The organism is Corallococcus sp. 4LFB (genome assembly GCF_046520365.1).
In the GTDB taxonomy this organism is placed as follows: domain Bacteria; phylum Myxococcota; class Myxococcia; order Myxococcales; family Myxococcaceae; genus Corallococcus; species Corallococcus caeni.
The window spans coordinates 1-22,147 of sequence record NZ_JBKGHJ010000079.1 but is presented as its reverse complement, the minus strand read 5'-3'; the positions used below and the strand labels follow the sequence as shown (position 1 = coordinate 22,147).

19 protein-coding genes and 2 pseudogenes are annotated in these 22,147 nt (G+C 70.7%); 15 read left to right on the top strand and 6 right to left on the bottom strand.

Annotated features, from left to right (window positions below; all coding sequences use genetic code 11):
- Window positions 1-183 precede the first annotated feature (183 nt).
- From ACLEQD_RS11595 to ACLEQD_RS11575, 5 genes and pseudogenes are all read left to right on the top strand, one after another.
- On the top strand, window positions 184-696 hold the full coding sequence (locus ACLEQD_RS11595) for a hypothetical protein (RefSeq protein WP_171415282.1): 513 nt from the start codon (window positions 184-186) through the stop codon (window positions 694-696).
- Window positions 683-1,630, top strand: a pseudogene (locus tag ACLEQD_RS11590) (hypothetical protein). Before ACLEQD_RS11595 ends, ACLEQD_RS11590 begins: the two are co-directional and overlap by 14 nt.
- Entirely contained in the window at window positions 1,627-3,477 is a 1,851-nt protein-coding gene (locus ACLEQD_RS11585) for an ArnT family glycosyltransferase (RefSeq protein ID WP_410383566.1), read from the top strand. The pseudogene ACLEQD_RS11590 and the gene ACLEQD_RS11585 overlap by 4 nt, the downstream one beginning before the upstream one ends.
- Before the next feature lie 148 nt (window positions 3,478-3,625).
- Window positions 3,626-4,192 (top strand): hypothetical protein, encoded by a 567-nt coding sequence (locus ACLEQD_RS11580; RefSeq protein WP_410383565.1) that lies wholly within the window; start codon window positions 3,626-3,628, stop codon window positions 4,190-4,192.
- A gap of 77 nt (window positions 4,193-4,269) precedes the next feature.
- Window positions 4,270-4,818 (top strand): hypothetical protein, encoded by a 549-nt coding sequence (locus tag ACLEQD_RS11575; RefSeq protein ID WP_410383564.1) that lies wholly within the window; start codon window positions 4,270-4,272, stop codon window positions 4,816-4,818.
- A 78-nt stretch (window positions 4,819-4,896) separates the two neighbouring features.
- Here ACLEQD_RS11575 and ACLEQD_RS11570 read toward each other — a convergent pair whose 3' ends face one another.
- The 4 genes from ACLEQD_RS11570 to ACLEQD_RS11555 form a co-directional block, all read right to left on the bottom strand.
- Window positions 4,897-5,190 carry a hypothetical protein gene (locus ACLEQD_RS11570; protein ID WP_410383563.1) on the bottom strand — a complete coding sequence of 98 codons (294 nt, stop codon included), beginning with the start codon at window positions 5,188-5,190 and terminating at the stop codon, window positions 4,897-4,899.
- Between the two features lie 157 nt (window positions 5,191-5,347).
- Entirely contained in the window at window positions 5,348-6,532 is a 1,185-nt protein-coding gene (locus tag ACLEQD_RS11565) for an iron-containing alcohol dehydrogenase (RefSeq protein ID WP_410383562.1), read from the bottom strand.
- A 14-nt stretch (window positions 6,533-6,546) separates the two neighbouring features.
- Window positions 6,547-8,010, bottom strand: a complete 1,464-nt coding sequence (locus tag ACLEQD_RS11560; RefSeq protein ID WP_410383561.1) for a glutamine synthetase family protein — start codon at window positions 8,008-8,010, stop codon at window positions 6,547-6,549.
- A 71-nt stretch (window positions 8,011-8,081) separates the two neighbouring features.
- Complete coding sequence (locus ACLEQD_RS11555; RefSeq protein ID WP_410383560.1) at window positions 8,082-9,569, bottom strand: aldehyde dehydrogenase family protein; 1,488 nt, start codon at window positions 9,567-9,569, stop codon at window positions 8,082-8,084.
- 109 nt (window positions 9,570-9,678) lie between these two features.
- Between ACLEQD_RS11555 and ACLEQD_RS11550 the strand changes: the two genes are divergently transcribed.
- The 6 genes from ACLEQD_RS11550 to ACLEQD_RS11525 all read left to right on the top strand — a co-directional run bounded on the left by ACLEQD_RS11550 (window position 9,679) and on the right by ACLEQD_RS11525 (window position 15,846).
- Complete coding sequence (locus ACLEQD_RS11550; protein WP_410383559.1) at window positions 9,679-9,855, top strand: hypothetical protein; 177 nt, start codon at window positions 9,679-9,681, stop codon at window positions 9,853-9,855.
- Window positions 9,855-10,415 (top strand): glutamine amidotransferase-related protein, encoded by a 561-nt coding sequence (locus ACLEQD_RS11545; protein ID WP_410383558.1) that lies wholly within the window; start codon window positions 9,855-9,857, stop codon window positions 10,413-10,415. The genes ACLEQD_RS11550 and ACLEQD_RS11545 overlap by 1 nt, the downstream gene beginning before the upstream one ends.
- 103 nt (window positions 10,416-10,518) lie before the next feature.
- Complete coding sequence (locus ACLEQD_RS11540) at window positions 10,519-11,358, top strand: esterase/lipase family protein (RefSeq protein ID WP_410383557.1); 840 nt, start codon at window positions 10,519-10,521, stop codon at window positions 11,356-11,358.
- 3 nt (window positions 11,359-11,361) lie between these two features.
- Window positions 11,362-11,823, top strand: a complete 462-nt coding sequence (locus ACLEQD_RS11535; protein WP_410383556.1) for a hypothetical protein — start codon at window positions 11,362-11,364, stop codon at window positions 11,821-11,823.
- Between the two features lie 126 nt (window positions 11,824-11,949).
- Entirely contained in the window at window positions 11,950-13,167 is a 1,218-nt protein-coding gene (locus ACLEQD_RS11530) for an AI-2E family transporter (protein ID WP_410383555.1), read from the top strand.
- A gap of 111 nt (window positions 13,168-13,278) precedes the next feature.
- Window positions 13,279-15,846, top strand: coding sequence for an ATP-binding protein (locus tag ACLEQD_RS11525; RefSeq protein ID WP_410383554.1), 2,568 nt, complete (start codon window positions 13,279-13,281; stop codon window positions 15,844-15,846).
- A gap of 20 nt (window positions 15,847-15,866) precedes the next feature.
- Here ACLEQD_RS11525 and ACLEQD_RS11520 read toward each other — a convergent pair whose 3' ends face one another.
- Together ACLEQD_RS11520 and rho are read right to left on the bottom strand one after the other, a co-directional pair.
- Window positions 15,867-16,187: a hypothetical protein gene (locus ACLEQD_RS11520; RefSeq protein ID WP_410383553.1), complete on the bottom strand. Its 321-nt coding sequence runs from the start codon at window positions 16,185-16,187 to the stop codon at window positions 15,867-15,869.
- A gap of 25 nt (window positions 16,188-16,212) precedes the next feature.
- Entirely contained in the window at window positions 16,213-17,829 is a 1,617-nt protein-coding gene (gene rho, locus ACLEQD_RS11515; RefSeq protein ID WP_410383552.1) for a transcription termination factor Rho, read from the bottom strand.
- Window positions 17,830-18,324: 495 nt separating this feature from the next.
- Between rho and ligA the strand changes: the two genes are divergently transcribed.
- The 4 genes and pseudogenes from ligA to ACLEQD_RS11495 all read left to right on the top strand — a co-directional run.
- Complete coding sequence (gene ligA, locus ACLEQD_RS11510) at window positions 18,325-20,349, top strand: NAD-dependent DNA ligase LigA (RefSeq protein WP_410383551.1); 2,025 nt, start codon at window positions 18,325-18,327, stop codon at window positions 20,347-20,349.
- Window positions 20,350-20,359: 10 nt separating this feature from the next.
- Entirely contained in the window at window positions 20,360-20,647 is a 288-nt protein-coding gene (locus tag ACLEQD_RS11505) for an acylphosphatase (RefSeq protein WP_410383550.1), read from the top strand.
- The gene (locus ACLEQD_RS11500; RefSeq protein WP_014398919.1) at window positions 20,644-21,087 is read left to right on the top strand and encodes a DUF3052 family protein; all 444 of its coding nucleotides are present in this window, start codon (window positions 20,644-20,646) and stop codon (window positions 21,085-21,087) included. Before ACLEQD_RS11505 ends, ACLEQD_RS11500 begins: the two co-directional genes overlap by 4 nt.
- A 575-nt stretch (window positions 21,088-21,662) precedes the next feature.
- Window positions 21,663-22,147 (top strand): annotated as a pseudogene (locus ACLEQD_RS11495) (ribonuclease G); the annotation flags it as partial.

The following is a 22,147-nucleotide window of genomic DNA, read 5'->3' as shown; positions in this document are numbered from 1 at the left end:
CGAAGCCGCCGGAGGGCGCCGCGCCCGCGGAGCCCGCCGCGCCGAAGAAGCGTGGCCGTCCGCCCAAGGCGAAGCCCGCCGAGGACGAGTGAACCGCAGGACTCCACGGCCCTCCGGCTGCCCGCGTCGCGCCGCAAGCGCGCGCCCGGCACCGCGAGGGCCCTCCCGCCGAGGTGACGCCCCGTGATTCGCGTCGTGACGCTGGACCCCTTCGACGACAAGCAGCTCGCCAAGTTCAACCGCACGCTCTACACGGCCTTCGGCGTGGGCAGCGAGCACAGCGGCTCCGCGGAAGTCCCCGCGGGCATGTCCGAGCCCCTGGACGCGGAGAAGCTGCTGGACGAGGTGAAGGGCATCCGGGCCTACAAGGACGACAAGGTGCTGCTGCTCACCTCGCGCAAGCTGAAGGACCGGGACCTGCCCAGCGGCAAGGCGCCCACGTCCGGCTTCGCGAGGTACGGCAAGGACCGGGCGGTGCTCTCCATCGCGCCGTTCAAGGACCTGGAGAAGGACTTCAAGCCCATCGCGCGCCACGCGCTGCACCAGCTGGGCACGCTCTGGGAGCTGCACCACTGCCTGGATCCGCGCTGCTCGATGTACCCGCCCTGGACGCCGTCCTTCAACCAGGGCGACCACATCTTCTGCACCTTCTGCCGCGAAAAGAGCGAGCAGAAGATCCGTCTTGCCAAGTCCTAAGGCCCTGCGCGCCCTGCCCCTGGTGGAACTGGGGGCGCTGCTGCTCGTCGCGCTGCTGTGCCTCGTCTTCCAGCTGAGGCTCCCGGGCCGGCTGCCCACGGACGCGGACGAGCGCGCCATGGCGGACGTGCTGGCCCGCGACGCGCGGCCCGGGGACGCGGTGCTGCTGTTCCCCTGGTGGACCGAGCGTGCCCGCCTCTTCGTGCCCGCTTCCGTGCCCGTGTACGGGTGGCTGGAGTCGGACGGCGCGGACCTGAGCGCGCACCCGCGCATCTGGGTGCTGGGCCAGCCGGAGCTGCCCGCTCGGACCCCGCCGCGTTCGACGCGGCCTTCCTCCCCGGACGCAAGGCGCTGGGCCCGGAGACGCGCCTGGGCCCGCTGTCGCTGCGCCTCTACGAGAACGGCCGCTACCGCCCCCGTCACTGGGTGGCGAGCGAGTCCGCGAGCGCGGCGCGCGTGTACCTGGAGCAGCCGGATGGCTCGCGCCGCGACTGCCCCTTCGACGGGCGGGCGCACCGCTGCCCCGGCCCGCCGCACCTGTACGTCGCGCCGGAGTGGCACGAGGTCTTCTACGAGCCCCGGCACTGCCTGTGGATGCACGCGCCGGGAGGGCCGCGGCGGCTGGTGGCGGAGTTCTCCAACGTGCCGTCCGGCATGGGCCTGCGGCTGGAGGGCGGCATCATCTTCGAGTTCGCGCACCCGAAGGACCCGCGCCTCTCCACCGCGCACCTGGGCGTGGATGACGCGGCCACGGGCGAGCGGCTGCTGGACGTGCCATCCCCCGGGCCGCGAGGGCGTGCAGAAGGCGGAGGTGGTGCTGCCGCCCGGGCCGCCGCGCACGGTGAAGGTCTGGGTGCAGGCGGACAACGCGGAGTCGCGGCAGGTGTGCCTGGACGTGATGGCGCTGGAGCCCGCGGTGGGGGTGAAGCCATGACCGCGCTGGGAACCGGGCGCCCCGCCACGCGCGAGGAGAAGCTCACGGCCCTGGCGCTGTGGGTGCTGGCGTTCGCGGCGCTGTGGAGCACGGAAGCGGCCGTGGGCTTCACGCGCGACGAGAGCGTCTACTTCGCCGCGGCGGAGGGCTATTCGCAGTGGTTCCGGCTGCTCCTGCACTCGCCCGCGCAGGCGTTCACGGACAGCGCCATCGTGCGCGCGTGGGACTACAACCACGAGCACCCGGCGCTGATGAAGACGCTGTTCGGGTTGAGCCACCTGCTCTTCCACGACACGCTGGGCGTGATGCGCGATGCGACGGCGTTCCGGCTGCCCGCGTTCGCGATGGCGGCGCTGGTGCCCGCGCTGTGCTTCCTGCTGGGCAGCGCGCTGTACGGCCGCACCGCGGGGTGGTTCGCCGCCCTCTCCTTCCTGCTGGTGCCCCGCCAGTACTTCAACGCGGAGCTGGCGTGCTTCGACATGCCGGTGGCCGCGATGTGGCTGCTCGTCGTGTACTGCTTCTGGCGCGCGCTGGAGAGCACCCGCTGGGGCATCGCGTGCGGCGTGGCGTTCGGCCTGGCCATCGCCACGAAGCACAACGCCCTCTTCATGCCGTTCGTGCTGTCGCCGTTCGCGCTGTGGCGCGCGTGGCGGGCGAGCGAGGGCAACCCCGAGGCCCGCGTGCGGCTGGGCCGCTTCGTGGGGCTGTTCGCGGCGGTGGCGGTGCTCTACGGCCTGCTCGTCGTGTTCCTGGGCGGGCCCGCCGCGTTCCAGAAGAAGTTCCTGCTCCTGAGCCCGCACACGCTGTTCTTCGTGGGGCTCGCGGTGGGCAGCGTCGTGCTACTGCGGGACCTGAGGCCCGTGAGCCTGCCGGTGACGCGCGCGCTGGTGCCGCTGGCGGCGATGGCGGTGCTGGGCCCCGTCCTCTTCTACCTGCACTGGCCCTACCTGTGGCACGCGCCGGTGGACCGCACCGCGTGGTACCTGGCCTTCCACGCGACGCACAACCACTACGCCTGGTTCTACCTGGGCACGCTGATGCGCGGGCCGCCCTTCCCGCTCACCTACGTCGTCGTGAAGACGGCGCTCACGGTGCCTGGCAGCCTCTTCGCGCCCATGGTGACGGGCTTCGTCGCGCTCGTGGGGCGGGCACTGCTCAGCCTGGGAGCGCGCACGCGCGAGTGGGTGCGGATGCCCACCGCGTCGGAGGCGCTGGTGGGCGTCAACGCGGTGACGTCCATCCTCATCATCAGCCACCCGCAGGTGCCGCACTTCGGCGGCGTGAAGCACTGGTTCCCGTCCATGCCCTTCCTGGGCATCCTCGCGGGCGCGGCGGTGGCGCGCGGGTGCTTCGCGCTGTGGGAGGTGCTGAAGGCGCGGCGGCCGTCGGTGTCACCGCTCGCCGTGACGGTGCCGGTGTTCGCGCTGCTGCTGGTGCCCGCGCTGATTTCGCTGGTGCGCGTGTTCCCGTATGGCACGGCCGCGTACTCGGAGCTGGCGGGCGGGCTGCCGGGCGCGGCGACGCTGGGGATGCAGCGCCAGTTCTGGTCCAGCCACGTCACCGGCGTGCTGCCGTGGATCAACGAGCACGCGAAGCCGGGCGCGCGCATCTACCTGCACGAGGTGAACGGCTTCTCGTTCCGCGACTACCAGCGCAACGGGATGCTGCGCGAGGACGTGCGGCCGGTGAACAGCCCGTTCGACGCGGACATCGTCGCGTACCAGTACCACCAGGAGTTCCGCGAGCACGAGTTCCTCACGTGGCAGGCCTTCGGCACGCGCACGCCCGTCACCGGGCTGTACCTGGACGAAACGCCGCAGGTCATCGTCTACCAGCGCCCGGAGTAGTCCCGGCCTGGGATGACGCAGCAGGCCATGTGCACGACCGTTCACTCGGCGGCCTCATGGGCAGGCTTGAAGAGCGGACAGGACTGAAAGGCATGGGGCCGGGGTAGGCTCGACGTGTCGGCCATTCCACCTTCCCGGGGAGGAACACATGACGCGCTGGACGGGCTTGCTGACGGTGATGGTGCTGGGTGCGGGCCTGATGGGCTGCCCCGACGCGACGCCACCTGCCAAGGTGGCACGGGCGCAGTTGAAGCGGACGGGCCCCGCGACGATGGAGATCATCCCCGTCGAGGGACAGCTCCCCTACTGCATGCTCTTCACGATGTCGGAGAAGGGCGTCATCCGGCAGCTGACGCTCACGCGGGAGAACCGCTCCATCCGCTGCGACCCGAACCGGCCCGTCGCCAACACCAGCTTCCGGGTGCCGGTGCAGGAGGGGAAGGTGCGCGTCTACATCTTCTTCTCCGACGAGCGCGTGCCGGCGGGATCCGTGGCGCAGCAGCTCTATGATTTGCGCGACCGCGAGCGCGTCACCGCCATGGACCTGCGGCTGCCGGGGCGCGTGTTCGTGGAGACGCTGGAGTTCACGCCGGAGACGGGCGAGCCGGAAGCCACGGGCGTCGTCGTGGGCGCGGGCGGCGTGGTGACGTCCGATGGCGGCACGGCCCCGGATGCGGGCACGGGCACGCTGTCCGTGGAGCCCGCGGCCAACTGACCGCCAGACGAAGCCGCTTTTCTGTAGGGAAGGCTCCCGGTATCGGCCACCATTCCGCCATCCCGGGGGAGGAACACGTGACGCGCTGGACGGGCTTGCTGACGGTGATGGCGCTGGGTGCGAGCGTCGTGAGCTGTGACAGCGTGAAGCCGCCCGCGAAGGTGACGCGGGCGCGGGTGAAGCGGACCGGCCCCGCGACGATGGAGGTCATCCCCGTCGCAGGACAGCTGCCCTACTGCCTGCTCTTCACGACGTCCGAGAAGGGCGTCATCCGCCAGCTCACGCTCACGCGGGAAAAGCGCTCCATCCGCTGCGACGGGAACAAGCCCATCGCCGACACCCGCTTCCGCGTGCCCGTGCAGGAGGGGAAGGTGCGCGTCTATGTCTTCTTCTCGGATGAGCCCGTGCCATCCGGCTGGGTGGCGCAGCAGCTCTATGAGTTGCGCGACCGCGAGCGCATCACCGCCATGGACCTGCGGCTGCCGGGGCGCATCTTCGTGGAGACGCTGGAGTTCACACCGGAGAAGAGCCCGAAGGAGGCAACAGGCGTCGCGATGGCATCCGACGGCGGCGCCGCTCCAGACGCGGGCGCTCGCGCGCTGTCCGCGAAGTCCGCGTCCCACTGACCTCCAGACGCGAAGAAGCCCGAGGGTGATGTCCACCCCCGGGCCTCCGTGCTGCTTCAGGCTGTGTCGCGGCCTAGTTCAGCCAGCCACCGTGGTACGTCGGGGCCCGGTCACGCCGCGCCAGGCGCTCGCGCTCCAGCCGGGCCAGCGCGCCCGCTCCTGCCGCTCACGCTCCATGCGGGCCAACCGTTCGCGCTCCTGCCGCTCGCGCTCCAGCCGGGCCTGACGCTCGCGCTCCTGCCGCTCGCGCTCCATGCGGCGCTGGTCCTGGCGGCTCACGAGGGGGGTGGCGACGTGGAAGTCCGCCGCCATCACCGGGGAGCTCGCGACGAGCGCCACAGCCACCACCATCTTCTTGAGCATCGCCTTCATGACCTGCCTCCGTGAGCCGCTTTGTGCTGCGTTCTGAACCTTCTGACGGGGCCGGCGCGGGTTGATTCACCGCTCCAAAGGCACGGGGCCCCTCCCGTTTCCCTCGGAAGAGGCCCCGCTGAAACACTCTGAAATCAAGCCTGCGTGAAGCCGCTGCTCAGTACGCCTCGCGGGCCATGGCCAGCAGGTCCGCCTGCGTGACGGTGCGCGGGTTGCCCTGATGGGACGCGTCCTGGAAGGCCTTCTGCGCGATGTGCTCCAGGTCCTTCTCCTGCACGCCCGCGTCGCGCAGCCGCGTGGGAATCCCGACGGACGCCGCCAGCTTGCGCACGCGGTCGATGGCGTTCGCGGCGAGCACCTCCTCGCGCGCGTTGGACGTGTCCCCCAGCGCGATGGCGATGCGCGCCAGCCGCGCCGTGCTCGACGCGCGGTTGAACTCCATCACCGCGGGCAACACGATGGCGTTCGCCAGGCCGTGCGGCACGTTGGAGATGGGCGTGAGCGCGTGCGCCAGCGCGTGGCTCGCGCCCAGGCCCTTCTGGAAGGCCATGGCGCCCTCCATCGCCGCCACCATCATGTCCGTGCGCGCCGCCAGGTCGCGGCCCTCCTTCACCGCCGTCACCAGCGAGCGCCCCACGCGCATCACCCCGTCGATGGCCACCGCGTCCGCGAGCGGGTGGAAGCCGTTGGCGACGTACGCCTCGATGCAGTGGGTGAGCGCGTCCATGCCCGTGGCCGCCGTGACGGACGGAGGCAGGCCCAGCGTCAGCTCCGGATCGATGACCGCCGCCCTGGGCAGCAGGTGCGGGCTGAAGATGACCGTCTTGCGGCCCGTGTCCGCCAGCGTCACCACGCCGGAGCGCCCCACTTCGGAGCCCGTGCCCGCCGTCGTCGGGATGGCGATGAGCGGGGGCAGGTCGTCGCGCACGTACTGGTCGCCGCCCGTCGCGTCGTCGTAGCGGCTGAGCGGCGGCTCGTGCGTGGTGAGCAACTGCACCAGCTTGCCCGCGTCCAGCGCGCTGCCGCCGCCCAGGGCGACGATGCCGTCCGCCTTGTGCGCGCGGTACGCCTCCAGGCCCGCGAACACGTCGCGCTCCGTGGGGTTGGGCTCCACGCGGTCGAACACGGCGCACTCCAGGCCCGCCGCCTTGAGCACGTCCGTCACGCGGGTGGCGAGGCCCGCCTTCACCACGCCCGCGTCCGTCACCAGGAGCGGGCGCTTCATGTTCAACCGCGTCGCGTGCGCGGGCAGCCGCTGCAGCGCGCCCGCGCCGAACACGATGCGCGTGGGCCAGGACATCTCCGTGACGCGCGGCTCCGAGGGAATGTCGAAAGGCTTCATGGAAGCGTCCTCCTTCAGATGAGTTCCAGGTAGCGCTCCAGCTCCCAGGAGGTGACCGCCCGCTCGTACTGGCGCACCTCCCACTCGCGGGTGCGCACGAAATGGTCGACGAAGCCCTCGCCCAGGATTTCACGGGCGCGCTCGCTGTTCTTGAGCAGCGCCACCGCGTCCTTCAGGTTGCGGGGCAGCGGCTTCGTGTTCTTCGCCTCGTAGGCGTTGGACAGCACGGGCGCGGGCGGCTCGACTTCGTTCTCGATGCCCCACAGGCCCGCGGCCAGACTGACCGCCATGCCGATGTACGCGTTCATGTCCGCGCCCAGCTGGCGGTACTCGATGCGCATGGACCTGGCGCTGTCGCCGATGACGCGGATGGCGCAGGTGCGGTTCTCCAGGCCCCACGTCGCGGTGGTGGGCGCCCAGGTGTTCTCCACGCTGCGCTTGTAGCTGTTGATGGTGGGCCAGTAGAGCGCCGTCAGCTCCGGCATCAGCGCCACCTGCCCGCCGATGTAGTGCCGCATCAGCTTGCTCATCCCGTGCTTCTGCGACGGGTCGTGGAAGAGGTTCTCCTCGTCCTTCAGGTTCCACAGCGACTGGTGCACGTGGCCGGAGCAGCCGGGCAGCTTCGGGGCCACCTTCGCCATGAAGCACGCGGACACGCCGTGCCTCGCGCAGATCTCCTTCACCACCGTCTTGAAGAGCGCCGCGCGGTCCGCCGCCAGCTCCAGCGTGTCGTAGCGGATAGCGGCCTCGAAGACGCCGGGGCCCGTCTCCGTGTGGAAGCCCTCGATGTTGAGCCCGTACGCGTTGCAGCCGTCGATGAGCGCGTGCACCAGCGGCGCGTTCATGGACGTGCGCAGCCACGAGTAGCCGAACATGCCCGGCGTCAGCGGCGTGAGGTTCTGGAAGCCCTTCTCATGCAGGCTCTGCGGGCCCTCCTTGAAGAGGAAGAACTCGTACTCCGCGCCGAACTTGGGCAGGAAGCCCAGCTTGCGCGCGCGCTGGCCCATCTTCTGGAGCAGCTGGCGGGGGCTCGCCTCGAAGGGCGTGCCGTCCGGGTTCATGAAGTCCAGCAGGAACGCCGCGGTGTCCGGCTCCCACGGGATGATGCGCGCGGTGGACAGGTCCACCTTCGCGGGCGTGTCCGGGTAGCCCGTGTGCCAGCCCGTGACCTTCGTGTTGTCCAGCAGCTCGTCGCCCAGGTCCCAGCCGAAGACGACGTCGCAGAAGCCCATGTTGCTCTTCGCGGCGCTCCAGAACTTCTCCAGCGAGACGTACTTGCCGCGGAAGACGCCATCCACGTCGATGGCGCCCAGCTTCACCTTGCGGACGCCCTTCTCCTCCATCCACCGGCGCAGGGAGTCCAGGTCCCCCTGCCGTGCGGGCACCGCGCGCGGCGTGCCCTCGCTCCGCTCCTTCCCGCGGGCCCGGCGGGCCATCGCCGGATGGGTGAGCACCTTGGCCTTGGGACGCGACGCCATCGGGACCTTCCTTTTCTTCGTCATGCGGCGGGGGAGCAGTGGAAATGGAATGGAGCGCGCGGGCTCGCGCGTCAGGGGGACGGCAGCTTCGTCCACACGGCCTTCGTCTGGAGGTAGCCGTCCAGCGCGTGGTGGCCCAGGTCCTTGCCCCAGCCGGACTCCTTGTAGCCACCGAAGGGCGCCGCGTCGTCGAACTCGTTGAAGCAGTTGATCCACACCACGCCGCTCTTCACCTGCTTCGCCAGCGCGTGGGCCTTCGCGACGTCGCCCGTCCAGATGGACGCGGCCAGGCCGTACTGCGTGCTGTTGGCCAGCGCGATGGCCTCCGCGTCGTCGCGGAAGCGCAGGCAGCTGAGCACCGGGCCGAAAATCTCTTCCTGGGCGATCTTCATGTCCGGCTGCACGTCACCGAAGATGGTGGGCTTCACGAAGCAGCCCTTCGCCTTGAGCCCTTCGGTGTCGCGGCCGCCGCCCGCGAGCAGCTTCGCGCCCTGCTGCTTGCCGCTCTCGATGTAGCCCAGCACCACGTCCATCTGCTTCTGGCTCACCAGCGCGCCCATCTCCGTGGTCGCGTCCAGCGGGTCGCCCACCTTCATCGTGCGCGCCTTGTCCGCCAGCTTCGCGACGAACGCCTCGTAGGCCTTCTCGTGCACCAGCACGCGGCTGCCCGCGTTGCACGTCTCACCCTTGTTGCCGAAGATGCCCCAGAAGCACGCCTCCACCGCGCGCTCGAAGTCCGCGTCCGGGAAGATGAGCTGCGGGCTCTTGCCGCCCAATTCCAGCGTCAGCTTCTTCAGGTTGCTCGCGGCGGACGCCTGGAGCAGCCGGCGCGCGGTGCGGCCGGAGCCGGTGAAGGAGATCTTGTCCACGTCCGGGTGCCGGGCAATCGCCTCGCCCGCGGGGTCGCCCAGGCCGGTGACGACGTTGATGACGCCGGGCGGGAAGCCCGCCTCCAGCGCCAGCGCGCCCAGCTTCAGCGCGGTGAGCGGGGTGTACTCGGACGGCTTCACCACCACCGTGCAGCCGGAGGCCAGCGCGGGCCCCAGCTTCCAGCCCAGCATGCACGTGGGGTAGTTCCACGGCACGATGACGCCCACCACGCCCACCGGCTCCTTGAGCGCGTAGGTGTGGAAGGGGCCGTCCACGGGCAGCACCTCGCCCAGGATGGTGCCGGCCAGGTCCGCGAAGTTCGCGAGCGTCGCGGCGCCCGGCGCCACGTCGCCCCGGATGGCGTCCTTGAACGTCTTGCCGTTGTTCATCGACTCGACGAGCGCGAACTCCTCGCGGCGCTCGTAGAGCAGGTCCGCCAGCTTGCGGATGAGCTTGCCGCGCTCGCGGCCGGTCATCCTCCCCCACGGCCCGGCTTCGAAGGCGCGGCGCGCGGCCTTCACCGCGCGGTCCACGTCCGCCGCGGTGCCCGCGGGCACGTCCGCCAGCTTCTGGCCGGTGGCGGGGTTCGTCACCGCGAAGGTGCCCCCTTCGATGGGCTCCACCTGCTGCCCGTCGATGAGCAGCTTGAGCACGGGGAGCCTGGGAGTGAGCGAGCGAGCGTCGGTCATGGCGAAGCCTCGGATGGGCACGGCGCGCAAGCGGCCTGGAAGTGGCGGGCACCGGACACGGACGGCACGACACGGTAGGAATGAGGGCATGACGCGGCAAGCTGTTCCCATGAAGAACGTCCTCCTGCTGAAAGCCGGTGACGCGGCGACGTCCGTCCAGCTCTCCGTGGGCGACTACGAGCGGTGGTTTCTGCAAACCATTGGACTGTCCGGTCAGCGCTTCGACCTCCTGCCCGTGCACAAGGGCGCGCCCTGCCGAAGGACGCGAAGGGCTACGACGCGGTGATGATGACGGGCTCCCCCCTGTCGGTGACGCAGCGCGAGCCGTGGATGGAGAAGGCGGGCGCCTTCATGGTGGAGGCGGGCGAGCAGGGCGTCCCCGTGCTCGGCGTGTGCTTTGGCCAACAGCTGCTCGCTGAAGCCTACGGCGGCAAGGTGGGGCGCAACCCCAACGGCCGCGAGACGGGCACCGTGGAGGTGACGCTCTCGGCGCAAGGGCGCGCGGATCCGCTGTTCGCCGGCCTGCCGGAGCGCTTCGCCGTGCAGGCGACCCACGAGGACATCGTCTCGCGGCTGCCGGAGGGCGCCACGGTGCTCGCGGGCAACGCCAACACCGCCAGCCAGGCGCTCGCCTTCCGCCCCAACGTGCGCGGCGTGCAGTTCCACCCGGAGATGCCCACGGACGCCATGCGCGCGGTCATCCTCGCCCGCGAGCAGAAGCTGGACGCGCTCGCGCGCGAGAAGGGCGTCCCCGGGGGCGAGTACGTCCCGCGGCTCCTGTCCGGCATCACCCCGACGCCGTTCGCGCACCGGGTGCTGATGAACTTCCTCCAACACTTCACCTGACCGGACCTCCCGGATTCGGGCCGCGAGTGGGCGCGCGACCTAGCTTTGCCCCGTGTTCCAGGGCGGCGGTCCACGCACCGGCCGGGAGGGACGGGGGCTGGGGATGAATCCGTTCGTGATGCGGTACCGGAAGCTGAAGTGCCACCTGAAGTACCTGGCCAGCTACGTGGACCTGGATCCACGCGGCAACCAGGTCGTGCGCCGCACGGACTTCAAGCACTGCCAGAGGCCGGTGCTCCTGCTGCACGGCTTCTTCAGCACGCGCCGCGTCCTGGAGGTGCTGGAGCACCGCCTGCGCCGCGAGGGCTACTGCGTCTGGTCCATCCACCTGGGCGGCACGATGGACCGCTTCAACACGCACCGCATCGACGAGTTGGCGCGCAAGGTCCAGGGCAAGGTGGACCGGCTCTACGAGCGCCACCCGGGCATGGGGCCGCTCACCATCATCGGCCACTCCAAGGGCGGCCTCATCGGCACGTACTACGTGAAGCGGCTGGGCGGGGACGCGCGCGTGAGGAGCCTCATCACGCTGGGCACGCCGCACCGGGGCACGCGCATGGCCTACCTGGGCTGCGCGACGCTGGGCTGGTTCAGCCGCAGCATGTGGCAGCTCACGCCCACGTCGCGCTTCATCAAGGACCTGGGCGTGGGCGCCTTCCCGCGCCACGTGCGGCTCACGTCCATCTACTCGCGCCACGACGTCATCGCGCGCTACCCCTCCTCCGTGCTGGACGTGGACGGCCAGCCCAACGTCTTCAACGTGGAGCTGTCCGGCGTGGTGCCGCACGGCGAGCTGCTCACGCGCCGGGCCGTGTGGGAGGTCATCCAGCGGGAGCTGGCCCTGGGCTATGCTGACGCCCCGGCGCCCGCGCCCGTCACCCACGTCACCGCGCTTGCGTCCCCACCCCTTCCGGTGGCCCTGCCCGCCGCCGCCAGCCCCTGACACATGCCCTCGCGCTGGGACCACCTCTTCGACCTCAAGCCCGTCACCCTCGTGGACCACCTGCTGGAGGAGGTGGCGCGGCTGCTCGCCAAGGACCTGGAGTCCTGGCCCCCGCCCGTGCAGGACCTGGACCCCGCGACCCTGGGCGAGTTCGCCCCGCTGTTCCAGGAGGCCACCCGGCGCCCGGACGCGGCCGTCTACACGGAGGCCCTGCGCCTGGCGAGGTGGGACCTGGCCCGCGAGTTCGACGCCTTCGACGACTACGTCCGCAACAAGCGCTACCTGGAGCGCGGCCTCACCGCCGAGGACCGCGTCCCCCTGCTCTTCCTCACCCGCTGGCTCACCGAACAGATGCTGGGCCTGGGAGAGGCCACCCAGGGCCGCATCAAGCGCCCCCTGATGCGCGACTGCCTGGACCGGCTGGAGGCCCGGCTCTCAGGCAGGGCCCGGCTGCCCCAGGCCTGAAGCCCGGCCGCCTGCCCCGTCCCCGGAGGCATTCCGACCCTTTGGGGGCATAGGAGCCCGGGATGGCCGGAAGCTTTCCCGTCGGGTGCTTGTCAGGAGGGAGGCTGCTGCCCTAAGCCCGGGTGCATGTCGCAGCCCGTGGAAGCCACCGCCCCCGACGAACGCCGCAAGCGCCTGCTCCTCCTCGCCGGGTTGTGGGTGGCCATCGCGGTGACGCTCTTCGCCCTGCGCTCGGTGGTGATGCCCTTCGCGGGCGCCGCGCTCATCGCGTACCTGGTGCAGCCGCTGGTGGCGCGCATCACGCGGCTGAAGGTGGCCGGCCGCTACGTGCCGCGCTGGGTGGCCATCCTCGCCATCTACGCGGGGTTCTTCTTCGCCGTCTACCTCTTCTTCGTCGCGCTGGTGCCGCAGCTCTACCGCGAGGTGGTGCGCATCAGCCGCGAGATGGCCGCCTTCGCCAGCGCGCTCACGCCGGAGCACGTGCAGACGCTCGCGCAGCGCGCGGAGGCGTGGCTCAACGTGTACGGCATCCCCGTGGCCCTGTCGGACCAGGCCATGGAGGGCGCGGCGGGCTCCAGCGGCGGCTTCAGCCTGGCGCTGGACCTGGAGCAGATGCTCACCGACGCGGTGGCGCGCGCGACGTCGCTCGCGAGGGAGAACCTGGCGGACATCGTCAACGTGTCGCGCCGCATCGTCACGGAGGTGCTGGCCGGCGTCTTCATGCTGTTCTTCATCCTGATGGTCGCCGCGTTCTTCTCCATCGACGCGCAGGCCATCCGCCGCTACTTCGGCACGCTCATCCCCGCGGAGCTCCTGCCGGACGCGAAGACGCTGGTGGCGCGCATCGACAAGTCGCTGTCCGGCGTGGTGCGCGGCCAGGTCACCATCTGCCTGGTGAACGGCGGCCTCACGCTGGTGGGCCTGCTCCTGTTCGGCGTGAAGTTCGCCTTCCTGCTGGCCACCATCGCCACGCTCTTCAGCCTCATCCCCATCTTCGGCACCATCATCAGCTCGGTGCCCATCGTCCTCATGGCGCTGGCGGACGGCGTCCAGAAGGGCTTCGCGCTCCTCCTGTGGATCATCGGCATCCACGCGCTGGAGGCGTACTTCCTCAACCCGAAGATCATGGGCGAGGCCGCGCGCATCCACCCCGTGGTGGTGGCCTTCTCCCTCATCGCGGGCGAGAAGCTCTTCGGCCTCTGGGGCGCGCTGTTCGCGGTGCCGGTGGCCTCCATCGCGGTGGCCTGCTTCGACTTCGCGCGGGTGAAGGCGCAGCCGCCCCCGCTGGTGGCCGCGCCCGCCCAGCAGCCGGTCGTCTCCACGGACGCGGCCCCCGCGGCCTGAGCGCCGAAGCGTCCACCGGTTGAAACCGGGGGGCCGGCTCCCACTTCCCCCCTGGCCATCCCGGGGGCGAGTGACTAATTCCACGCACTCCTCCGCATCTGAGGACGTGTGATGCCCCCCAGCCCCTCACCGGCCCCGGACTACCGGAGCCTGTTCGAAGCCTCGCCCAACCCGTACCTGGTGCTGACGCCGGGGTTCGTCATCGCCGCGGTGACGGACGCGTACCTGCGCGCCACGAGGACGCGGCGCGAGGACATCCTGGGCCGCCACATCTTCGACGTCTTCCCGGACAACCCCCAGGAGGTGGGGGCCAGCGGGGTGACCAACCTGCGCGCGTCGCTGGAGCGCGTGGTGAAGACGGGCGCCCCGGACGCGATGGCGGTCCAGAAGTACGACATCCCCCGGCCCCGGGAGGCCGGCGGCGGCTTCGAGCTGCGCTACTGGAGCCCGCTGAACACCCCGGTGTTCGGCGAGGACGGCACGCTGCGCCACATCATCCACCGCATGGAGGACGTCACCGACTTCATCCACCAGAAACACCCGGACGACGAGCAGAGCCGCCAGCACGCCGCGCTCCGCGCCCGCGCGGACGAGATGGAGGGTGAAATCTTCCGGCGGGCCCAGCAGATTCAAGAGGCCAACCAGCAGCTGCGCGTCGCGAACGAGCAGCTGGGGGAGCTGGACCGGCTCAAGTCGGAGTTCTTCGCCAACGTCAGCCACGAGTTCCGCACGCCGCTGACGCTGATGCTGGGCCCCACGGAGGACCTGCTCGCCGGACGCGCGGGCCCGCTGTCGGACGAGGTCCGCAAGGAGATGGAGCGGGTGCACCGCAACGCCGGGCGCCTGCTCAAGCTGGTGAACGCGCTCCTGGACCTGTCCAAGCTGGAGGCGGGCCCCAAGGAGGAGCGCTTCGTGCCCGCGGACCTGGCCGCGCTGACGAAGGACGCGGCCGCCAGCTTCCGCTCCGCCATGGAGCGCGCGGGCCTGAAGCTCACGGTGGACTGCCCTCCCCTGTCCCAGCCCGTCTACGTGGCGCCGGACCTGTGGGAGCAGATCGTCCTCAACCTGGTGTCGAACGCGTTCAAGTTCACGCTCCAGGGCGGCGTCACGCTGCGCCTGCGCGAGTCCGGGCAGCGGGTGACGCTGGAGGTGGAGGACACCGGCTCGGGCATCCCCGCGCACGAGCTGCCCCGCGTCTTCGAGCGCTTCCACCGCGTGCCGGGCTCGCCGTCGCGCACCGTGGAGGGCAGCGGCATCGGGCTCGCGCTGGTGCAGGAGTTCGCGCGGCTGCACGGCGGCACCGTGTCCGCGCGCAGCACGGAGGGCGAAGGCAGCGTCTTCACCGTGGAGCTGCCCCTGGGCCACGCGCACCTGCCCCCGGAGCGCATCCGCACCACCGCTCGGCCGCGCTCCGCGGCGCGCGAGGCCACGTCCGCCTACGTGGAGGAGGCGCTGCTGTGGAGCGCCACCAAGCCCAAGGACCGCACGCAGTCCTCGCACCAGCACCCGCCGTCCGCGAACGGCCACGCCGCGCCCCCGGCGCCGCCGCGCGCGCGCATCCTGCTCGTGGACGACAACCGGGACATGCGCGACTACATCCAGCGCGTGCTCTCCCCCGAGTACGAGGTGGAGGCGGTGACGGATGGCCTGAAGGGCCTGGAGTCCGCGCTGGCCCGGCCCCCGGACCTGGTGCTGTCGGACGTGATGATGCCGAAGCTGGACGGCATGGGCCTCCTGCAAGCCCTGCGCGCCGCGCCCACCACGCGCGAGCTGCCCATCCTGCTGCTGTCCGCGAAGGCCGGCGAGGAGGCCACGGTGCAGGGCCTGACGTCCGGCGCGGACGACTACCTGGTGAAGCCCTTCTCCGCGGGCGAGCTGCTCGCGCGCATCGCGTCCAACCTGAAGCTCGCGCGGATGCGCGGGGAGATGGCCGACGAGCGCGCCCGCGCGGAAGGGCTGGCCCAGGCGCTGCGCGCCCGGGATGACTTCCTCTCCGTGGCCGCGCACGAGCTGCGCACGCCGCTGGCGGCCTTCCAGCTGAACCTGGAGCTGGTGGAGCGCGGCCTGGGCCGGGACGCGCCGCCCAAGGCGCTGGAGCGCCTGAAGCAGGCCCGGTCCTTCATCCGGCGGCTGGCCATGCTGGTGGACGTGCTGATGGACGTGTCGCAAATCACCAGCGGCCGGCTGAAGCTCACCCGCACGGACGTGGACCTGGGCGACCTGCTGGTGGAGGTGACGCGCTTCGCGGAAGAGGAAGCGCGCCGCGACGGCACCCCGCTCACCGTGGACGTGAAGGGCCCGGTGCTGGGCACCTTCGACCCGTCACGCATCTCCCAGGTGGTGCACAACCTGGTCGCCAACGCGCTGAAGTTCGGCCGGGGCCGCCCGGTGGACGTGACGCTGCGGCCGGACGGGGAGGTGGTGCGCCTGTCCGTGGTGGACCACGGCATCGGCATCAAGCCGGAGGACCGCGAGCGCATCTTCGAGCGCTTCGAGCGCGCCGTGTCCACGCACCACTACGGCGGCCTGGGCCTGGGGCTCTGGGTGTCGCGCCAGGTGGTGGAGGCGCACCAGGGCAGCATCGACGTGGAGGACACGCCGGGCGGCGGCACCACCTTCCGCGTGACGCTGCCGTTGAGGGAAACGCCGGTGGACGCGACCGGCGGCCTGCCCGGCTGAACTCCGGCCGCGGCCGCGCGCTACTGGCAGGCGGCGGCGCAGCGCGCGTTGCGGCACGTCGGGATGCAGCGGCCGCAGTCCACGCTGTCGGGAGGACACGTGCCGTCACAGCGCACGCCGGTGCAGTTCGGCCCCTCGTCGCGGTGGGTGATGGCGGTGCCCTCGCCGCAGCACGCGTTCGCCACGCAGTCCGAGTCGTCGTAGCAGACCTGGCTGGAGAGCACCGGCGGGGTGTCCTCCAGCGGAAGGTCCTCCACCCCGATGTCGCACCCGGCCAGCAACCCGAGGGTGAGGCCCGCGACAGCGCGGGCGACATGACACAGGAGGCGGGCACGACGCATAAGGGGCTCCTTGGGCCGGAAGAGACTACCGGTTCATCGAGCCCAGGAACTCCGCGTTCGCCGCCGTCGGACGCATGTGCTTGAGCACGAACTCCATCGCGTCGATGGGGGTGAACGGGTGGAGCACCTGGCGCAACGCCGTAATGCGCACCAGGTCCGCCTGAGACAAGAGGAGCTCCTCCTTGCGGGTACCGGACTTGTTGATGTCGAGCGTTGGGAAGATGCGCTTCTCCATCAACTTCCGATCCAGGACGATTTCGGAGTTACCCGTGCCCTTGAACTCCTCGAAAATCACTTCATCCATGCGGCTGCCGGTGTCGATGAGCGCCGTGCCGATGATGGTGAGGCTGCCGCCCTCCTCGATGTTGCGGGCCGCGCCGAAGAAGCGCTTGGGCTTGTGGAGCGCGTTGGCGTCCACGCCGCCGGAGAGGATTTTTCCGGACGCCGGCACCACCGTGTTGTAGGCGCGCGCCAGACGGGTGATGGAGTCCAGCAGGATGCAGACGTCGTACTTCTGCTCGACCAGGCGCTTGGCCTTGTCGATGACCATCTCCGCCACCTGCACGTGGCGCGTGGCGGGCTCGTCGAAGGTGGAGGACACCACCTCGCCGCGCACGCTGCGCTCCATGTCCGTCACCTCCTCCGGGCGCTCGTCCACGAGCAGCACGATGAGGTAGACGTCCGGGTGGTTGCGGCTGATGGCGTGCGCGATGTTCTGCAGCAGCACCGTCTTGCCGGCCTTCGGGGGCGCCACGATGAGGCAGCGCTGGCCCAGGCCGATGGGGCAGAACATGTCGATGATGCGCGTGGTCATCTCCGACGACTCGTGCTCCAGCTTGAGCTTGCGCGTCGGATAGAGCGGCGTGAGGTTGTCGAACAGGATGCGCTCGCGCGCCGCGTCCGACATGGGGTCCGCGAAGTTGACCTTGTCCACCTTCTGAAGCGCGAAGAAGCGCTCGCCCTCGCGAGGCTGGCGGATGGGGCCCGTCACCGTGTCGCCGGGCCGCAGGTTGAAGCGGCGCACCTGCGACGGCGACACGTAGATGTCGTCCGGGGACGGCTGGTAGTCGCTGTCCGCGCTGCGCAGGAAGCCGAAGCCGTCGCTCAACAGCTCCAGCACGCCCTCCGCGTGGACCTCGAAGCGCTTGTCGGCGATGCCGCCCAGCAGCGCGAAGATGAGGTCCTGCTTCTTGAGCCCCTGGTAGCCCTCGATGCCCGTGTCGTGGGCCATCTTCGCCAGGTCGACGATCTTCATCCGCTTCAGGTCATTGAGCTTGATGACCTGCATCGGGGTGCCGTCGCGCTCGACCTCCGTGATGGCGGGGGACTCCGTGGACTCCTGCGGCGCGGCCGGAGCGGCCTCCTCGGCGGGCGGCTCCTCCTCCGTGCCGCGCAGCTCCTGGAGCTCGTCGTCACGCACCGGGCGGGAGATGGGCGTGAGCACCGGACGGGGCGCTTCGGCGGCGGCCTCGGGAGCCTCGGCCTCCTCGGCGGGAGCCTCTTCCCGACGGGCGGGCGCACGGCGCGACCGGGGCGCGGGCTTCTCCGCCTCCTTCGCGGCCGCGCGCTTGCGGCGGGGCTTCTCCTCCGCGGTGAAAGCGGGCTCGACTACCTTCTCTCGGGGGGAACGGGCTTTGGCCATGACGGTCTGCAGACGGAAAAGGGGGGGAATCGCCCGAAGGCTCGGGCAGGCTGTACGCGGGACGGCGGTCCGTCCGCGCGGCGCTCGGAAGCACCTTCCAGGGGGCAGCACCACCCAAGTCCTGGGAACGGACCGGAGGGCGCGTGGGCCTGTGGTTGGGAAGAGACGGCGCCGGGGGAACCCCTGCGCCTGGAATCGCGCTGGAAACTATTGACCGCCTCCAGAGCTGTCAAGGCATCCGTGCCTGGCTCTGTCCCGTTTTTCAGGGGGTTGCACTGGAGGGCGGGGGTCCCACCAACAGGGAATCCGCTATGTATCTGAAATTCGGGGCTAACGGGGCGACAGAAGCGCCTCCTTGGCGTGCAACACGCGTCCCCGGGCTCCACTTCCCGTGAACCCGCCAGCCCTGTCAGGTGGGGCCGGTAGATTGGCGCTCCTCCAACGCGGGGCGTGCGCAACTGGCCGCGCCCTTGAATTGGGGTAAGGACACGCCCCGTGGACACCTTCCCGAAAGCCGAAGCCCGCGCCCGAGCGCTCCGCCAGGAGCTGGCCCACCACAACCACCGCTACTACGTGCTGGACGCGCCGGAGATCAGCGACGCGCAGTACGACACGCTGATGCGTGAGCTCCAGGCGCTGGAGGAGAGGTACCCCCAGCTCGTCACGCCGGACTCGCCCACCCAGCGCGTGGGCGGCGCGGCGGTGGAGGACTTCGGGCAGGTGGTGCACACCACGCAGATGCTGTCCCTGGCGAACATCTTCGATGACGCCGGGCTGGTGGAGTTCGACGAGCGCATCCGCAAGCTGACGGGCCTCACGCAGGTGGGCTACGTGTGCGAGCCCAAGCTGGACGGCCTGGCCATCTCGCTGCGGTTCGAGGGCGGCCGCTTCATCCAGGGCGCCACGCGCGGCGACGGCACCACCGGCGAGGACGTCACGGCGAACCTGCGCACCATCAAGAGCCTGCCCCTGGAGCTGTTCCCCCAGGACGGCGTGAAGGTGCCCGGGCGGCTGGAGGTGCGCGGCGAGGTCTTCATCCGCAAGGAGGACTTCCGCAAGCTCAACGAGAAGCGCGAGGAGGAGGGCGAGTCGCTCTTCGCCAACCCGCGCAACGCCGCCGCGGGCAGCCTGCGCCAGCTGGACCCCAGGGAGACCGCCGCCCGGCCCCTGTCCGTCTACCTCTACGAATGCGTGCCCGGCGAGGGCGTGCCCGCCTTCAAGACGCACACGCAGAAGCTGGAGTACTTGAAGACGCTGGGCCTGCCCATCAACCGCTACCAGCCCGCGGAAGGGGCGGACGGGGTGCGCCAGCGCTACGACGAGTCCCTGAAGGGCCGCCACGCCCTGCCCTTCGAAGTGGACGGCATGGTGGTGAAGGTGGACGACGAGGACCTGCGCCGCCGCCTGGGCCAGGTGTCCAAGAGCCCGCGCTGGGCCGTGGCCTACAAGTTCCCGCCGGAGGAGGAGTCCACCACGGTGGAGGACATCGGCATCCAGGTGGGCCGCACGGGCGCGCTCACGCCGGTGGCGCACCTGAAGCCGGTGAAGGTGGGCGGCGTGACGGTGTCGCGCGCCACGCTGCACAACGAGGACGAACTGCGCCGCAAGGACGTGCGCCGGGGCGACACCGTCTTCGTGCGCCGCGCGGGCGACGTGATTCCGGAGATCGTCTCCGTGGTGCTGTCCAAGCGCCCGGAGGACTCCCAGCCCTTCAGCTTCCCCACCCACTGCCCGGTGTGCGGCGCGGTGGCGGCCAAGGACGAGGACGGCGCCATCATCCGCTGCACGGGCGCGTCCTGCCCCGCGCAGCTGGTGGAGAAGGTGCGCCACTTCGCCAGCCGCCTCGCCATGGACATTGAAGGCCTGGGGGACAAGCTGGCCACGCAGCTGGTGACGTCCGGGCAGGTGAAGGCGTTCGCGGACGTGTACGCGCTCACCCGGGACTCGCTGCTCAAGCTGGAGCGCATGGGGGAGAAGAGCGCGGACAACCTGCTGGCCTCCATCGAGGGCAGCAAGGACACCACCCAGCGCCGCTTCCTGTATTCGCTGGGCATCCGCCACGTGGGGGACTCCACGGCGCGCGCGCTGGCGGAGGCCTTCCCGGACGTGAAGTCGCTCTTCACGGCCAGCCTGGACGACATCAGCCGGGTGAAGGACGTGGGCCCGGTGATGGCGCAGGTCATCCACACCTTCTTCCAGGAGCCCCAGAACCAGGCCGCCATCCAGGCCCTGCTGGACGCGGGGGTGCGGCCCGCGCCCCCGGCGGTCGCCACGGGCGGCCCCTTCGTGGGCAAGACGGTGGTGCTCACCGGCACCATGGCGGGGCTGGCGCGCGAGCAGGCCAAGGAGGAAATCGAACGGCGCGGGGGTAAGGTCTCCGGAAGTGTCTCGCGCAAGACCGATTTCGTCGTCGCCGGCGAGGACGCGGGCACCAAGCTGAAGAAGGCGCAGGAACTCGGGGTAAGAATCCTGGATGAGCAGGCGTTCCTGAAGCTGCTAGAAGGGGACGTCAGAGCATGAGGCCAGAGGCATGAGCACGCAGCGCCGGGCGACCCTGCGCATCCAGGGCACGGTCCAGGGCGTCTCCTACCGGGAGAGCGCCCGCCAGGAGGCGCTGCGGCTTGGCCTTTCAGGCTGGGTGCGCAACCGGAGCGACGGCTCCGTGGAGGCCACGGTGGAAGGCGAACCGGGCGCGCTGGAAGACTTCATCCGCTGGTGTCACTCAGGTCCCCGCATGGCGCGCGTCACGGACGTGGCGCGCACCGACGGCGGGGCCACTGGCGAGTTCCGCACCTTCACGGTGGAGCGCACATCATGACGCCCTACGCCCTGGCTTCCCTGCCGGCCATGCTGGGCATCCGGTCCGGCACCAAGGTTTCCGTCATCAACCCCCCGCGGGGCTTCGTGCAGAAGCTCAACCCGCTGCCGGACGGGGTGGAGTTCCTCGTCACGGCCCAGACGGGGCTGGACGTCATCCTCTTCTTCACCTCCGACGCCACGGAGCTGGTGCAGCGGCTGCCCGCGCTGTCGCGCGCCACCACCCTCAACGGCGGCATCTGGGTCTGCTGGCCCGCCGGCGAGGGCGTGAAGACGCGCCTGTCCGAGGACTTCGTGCGCCAGGCGGCGCTCGACATCGGCCTCGTGGACAACAAGATCTGCATCATCGACGAGACCTGGACCGGCCTGCGGCTGGTGCGCCGTCCGCGCGGCAAGCTGGACAAGCCGGAGGGGCGCAAGCAGGCCCCCGCCCAGGCCTGAACGTCCGTTTCCGAGCGCCCGCACGCCCGGAGGGCGGCCCCGCCCTCCATCTGCCCGACAGTGGATGAACGGGTGCATCGGGCCTTTACACACCTGGAGGGGCGTGGAAAACTCTCCGTGTTTCTGGGCGGTTGTGTGACGCCCCGCGTTGGCGGGACATCAGGCCCAGGCTGGAATTTCGACGGGTTGCGCTTCCGGTTTCTTCCGGACGTCCCTGCTGCTCCGGGGCCCCCAGACGCCCCCCCAAGGTGGCCCACATGACGGGCACCGACCGGGTGTGGAAGAGGGGGCGGACGGCACGGGCGTGGTGGAGGCCTCGAGCGCGTGAAGAGAAGCAGCCCCGCCCGGCACGGTGCCGGTCGCAATGCGGGGCGACGTGAACTCGGAGGAGCAGGCGGCGATGTCCTCGGCCCCCACCCAGGTGATGCGTTCTCCCTCCGGGTCTTCCGGATGGCGTCCACACGCCGGGGGGCCTCTGGCCGCCTCCCCCATCGCAGCGTGCTCGGAGGTGTGGCGTCTCGCCGCCTCCCGTCCGGTGAGGTCCCCCCTACCGCGCGCGCTACCAGGATTCATCCATGAGCAGTGTGCTCGTCATCAACGCCGCGGGTCGGGAGACCCGGGTAGCCCTCGTCGAGGGCGGCCATATCGCGGAGTTCTACCTCGAGCGTAAGAAGGACAAGGGCGTCGTCGGAAACATCTACAAGGGTCGCGTCGTCCGGGTCCTCCCGGGCATGCAGGCGGCCTTTGTCGACATCGGGTTGGAGAAGGCGGCCTTCCTGTATGTCAGCGACGTCGTCTACGACCCGGACTTCGCCCGCGCGCAGTTCGAGCTGACCGAGGGCGAGCACGAGGACGCCCCGGAGGTCCCCACCGAGTCCGAGGCCGACGCCGTGGAGCTCGCCGCCGCCACGGTCCCGGACACCACGCACGCCCTGCCCGCCGGCACGGAAGCGCCCCAGGCCCACCCGGAGCCGGTGCTGGCCCATGACGGCGCGCTGGCCCTGGACGTCCAGGCCCACGCCGCCCCCCAGGGCGGGGCCCCTGAACGCGTCGGCAGGTC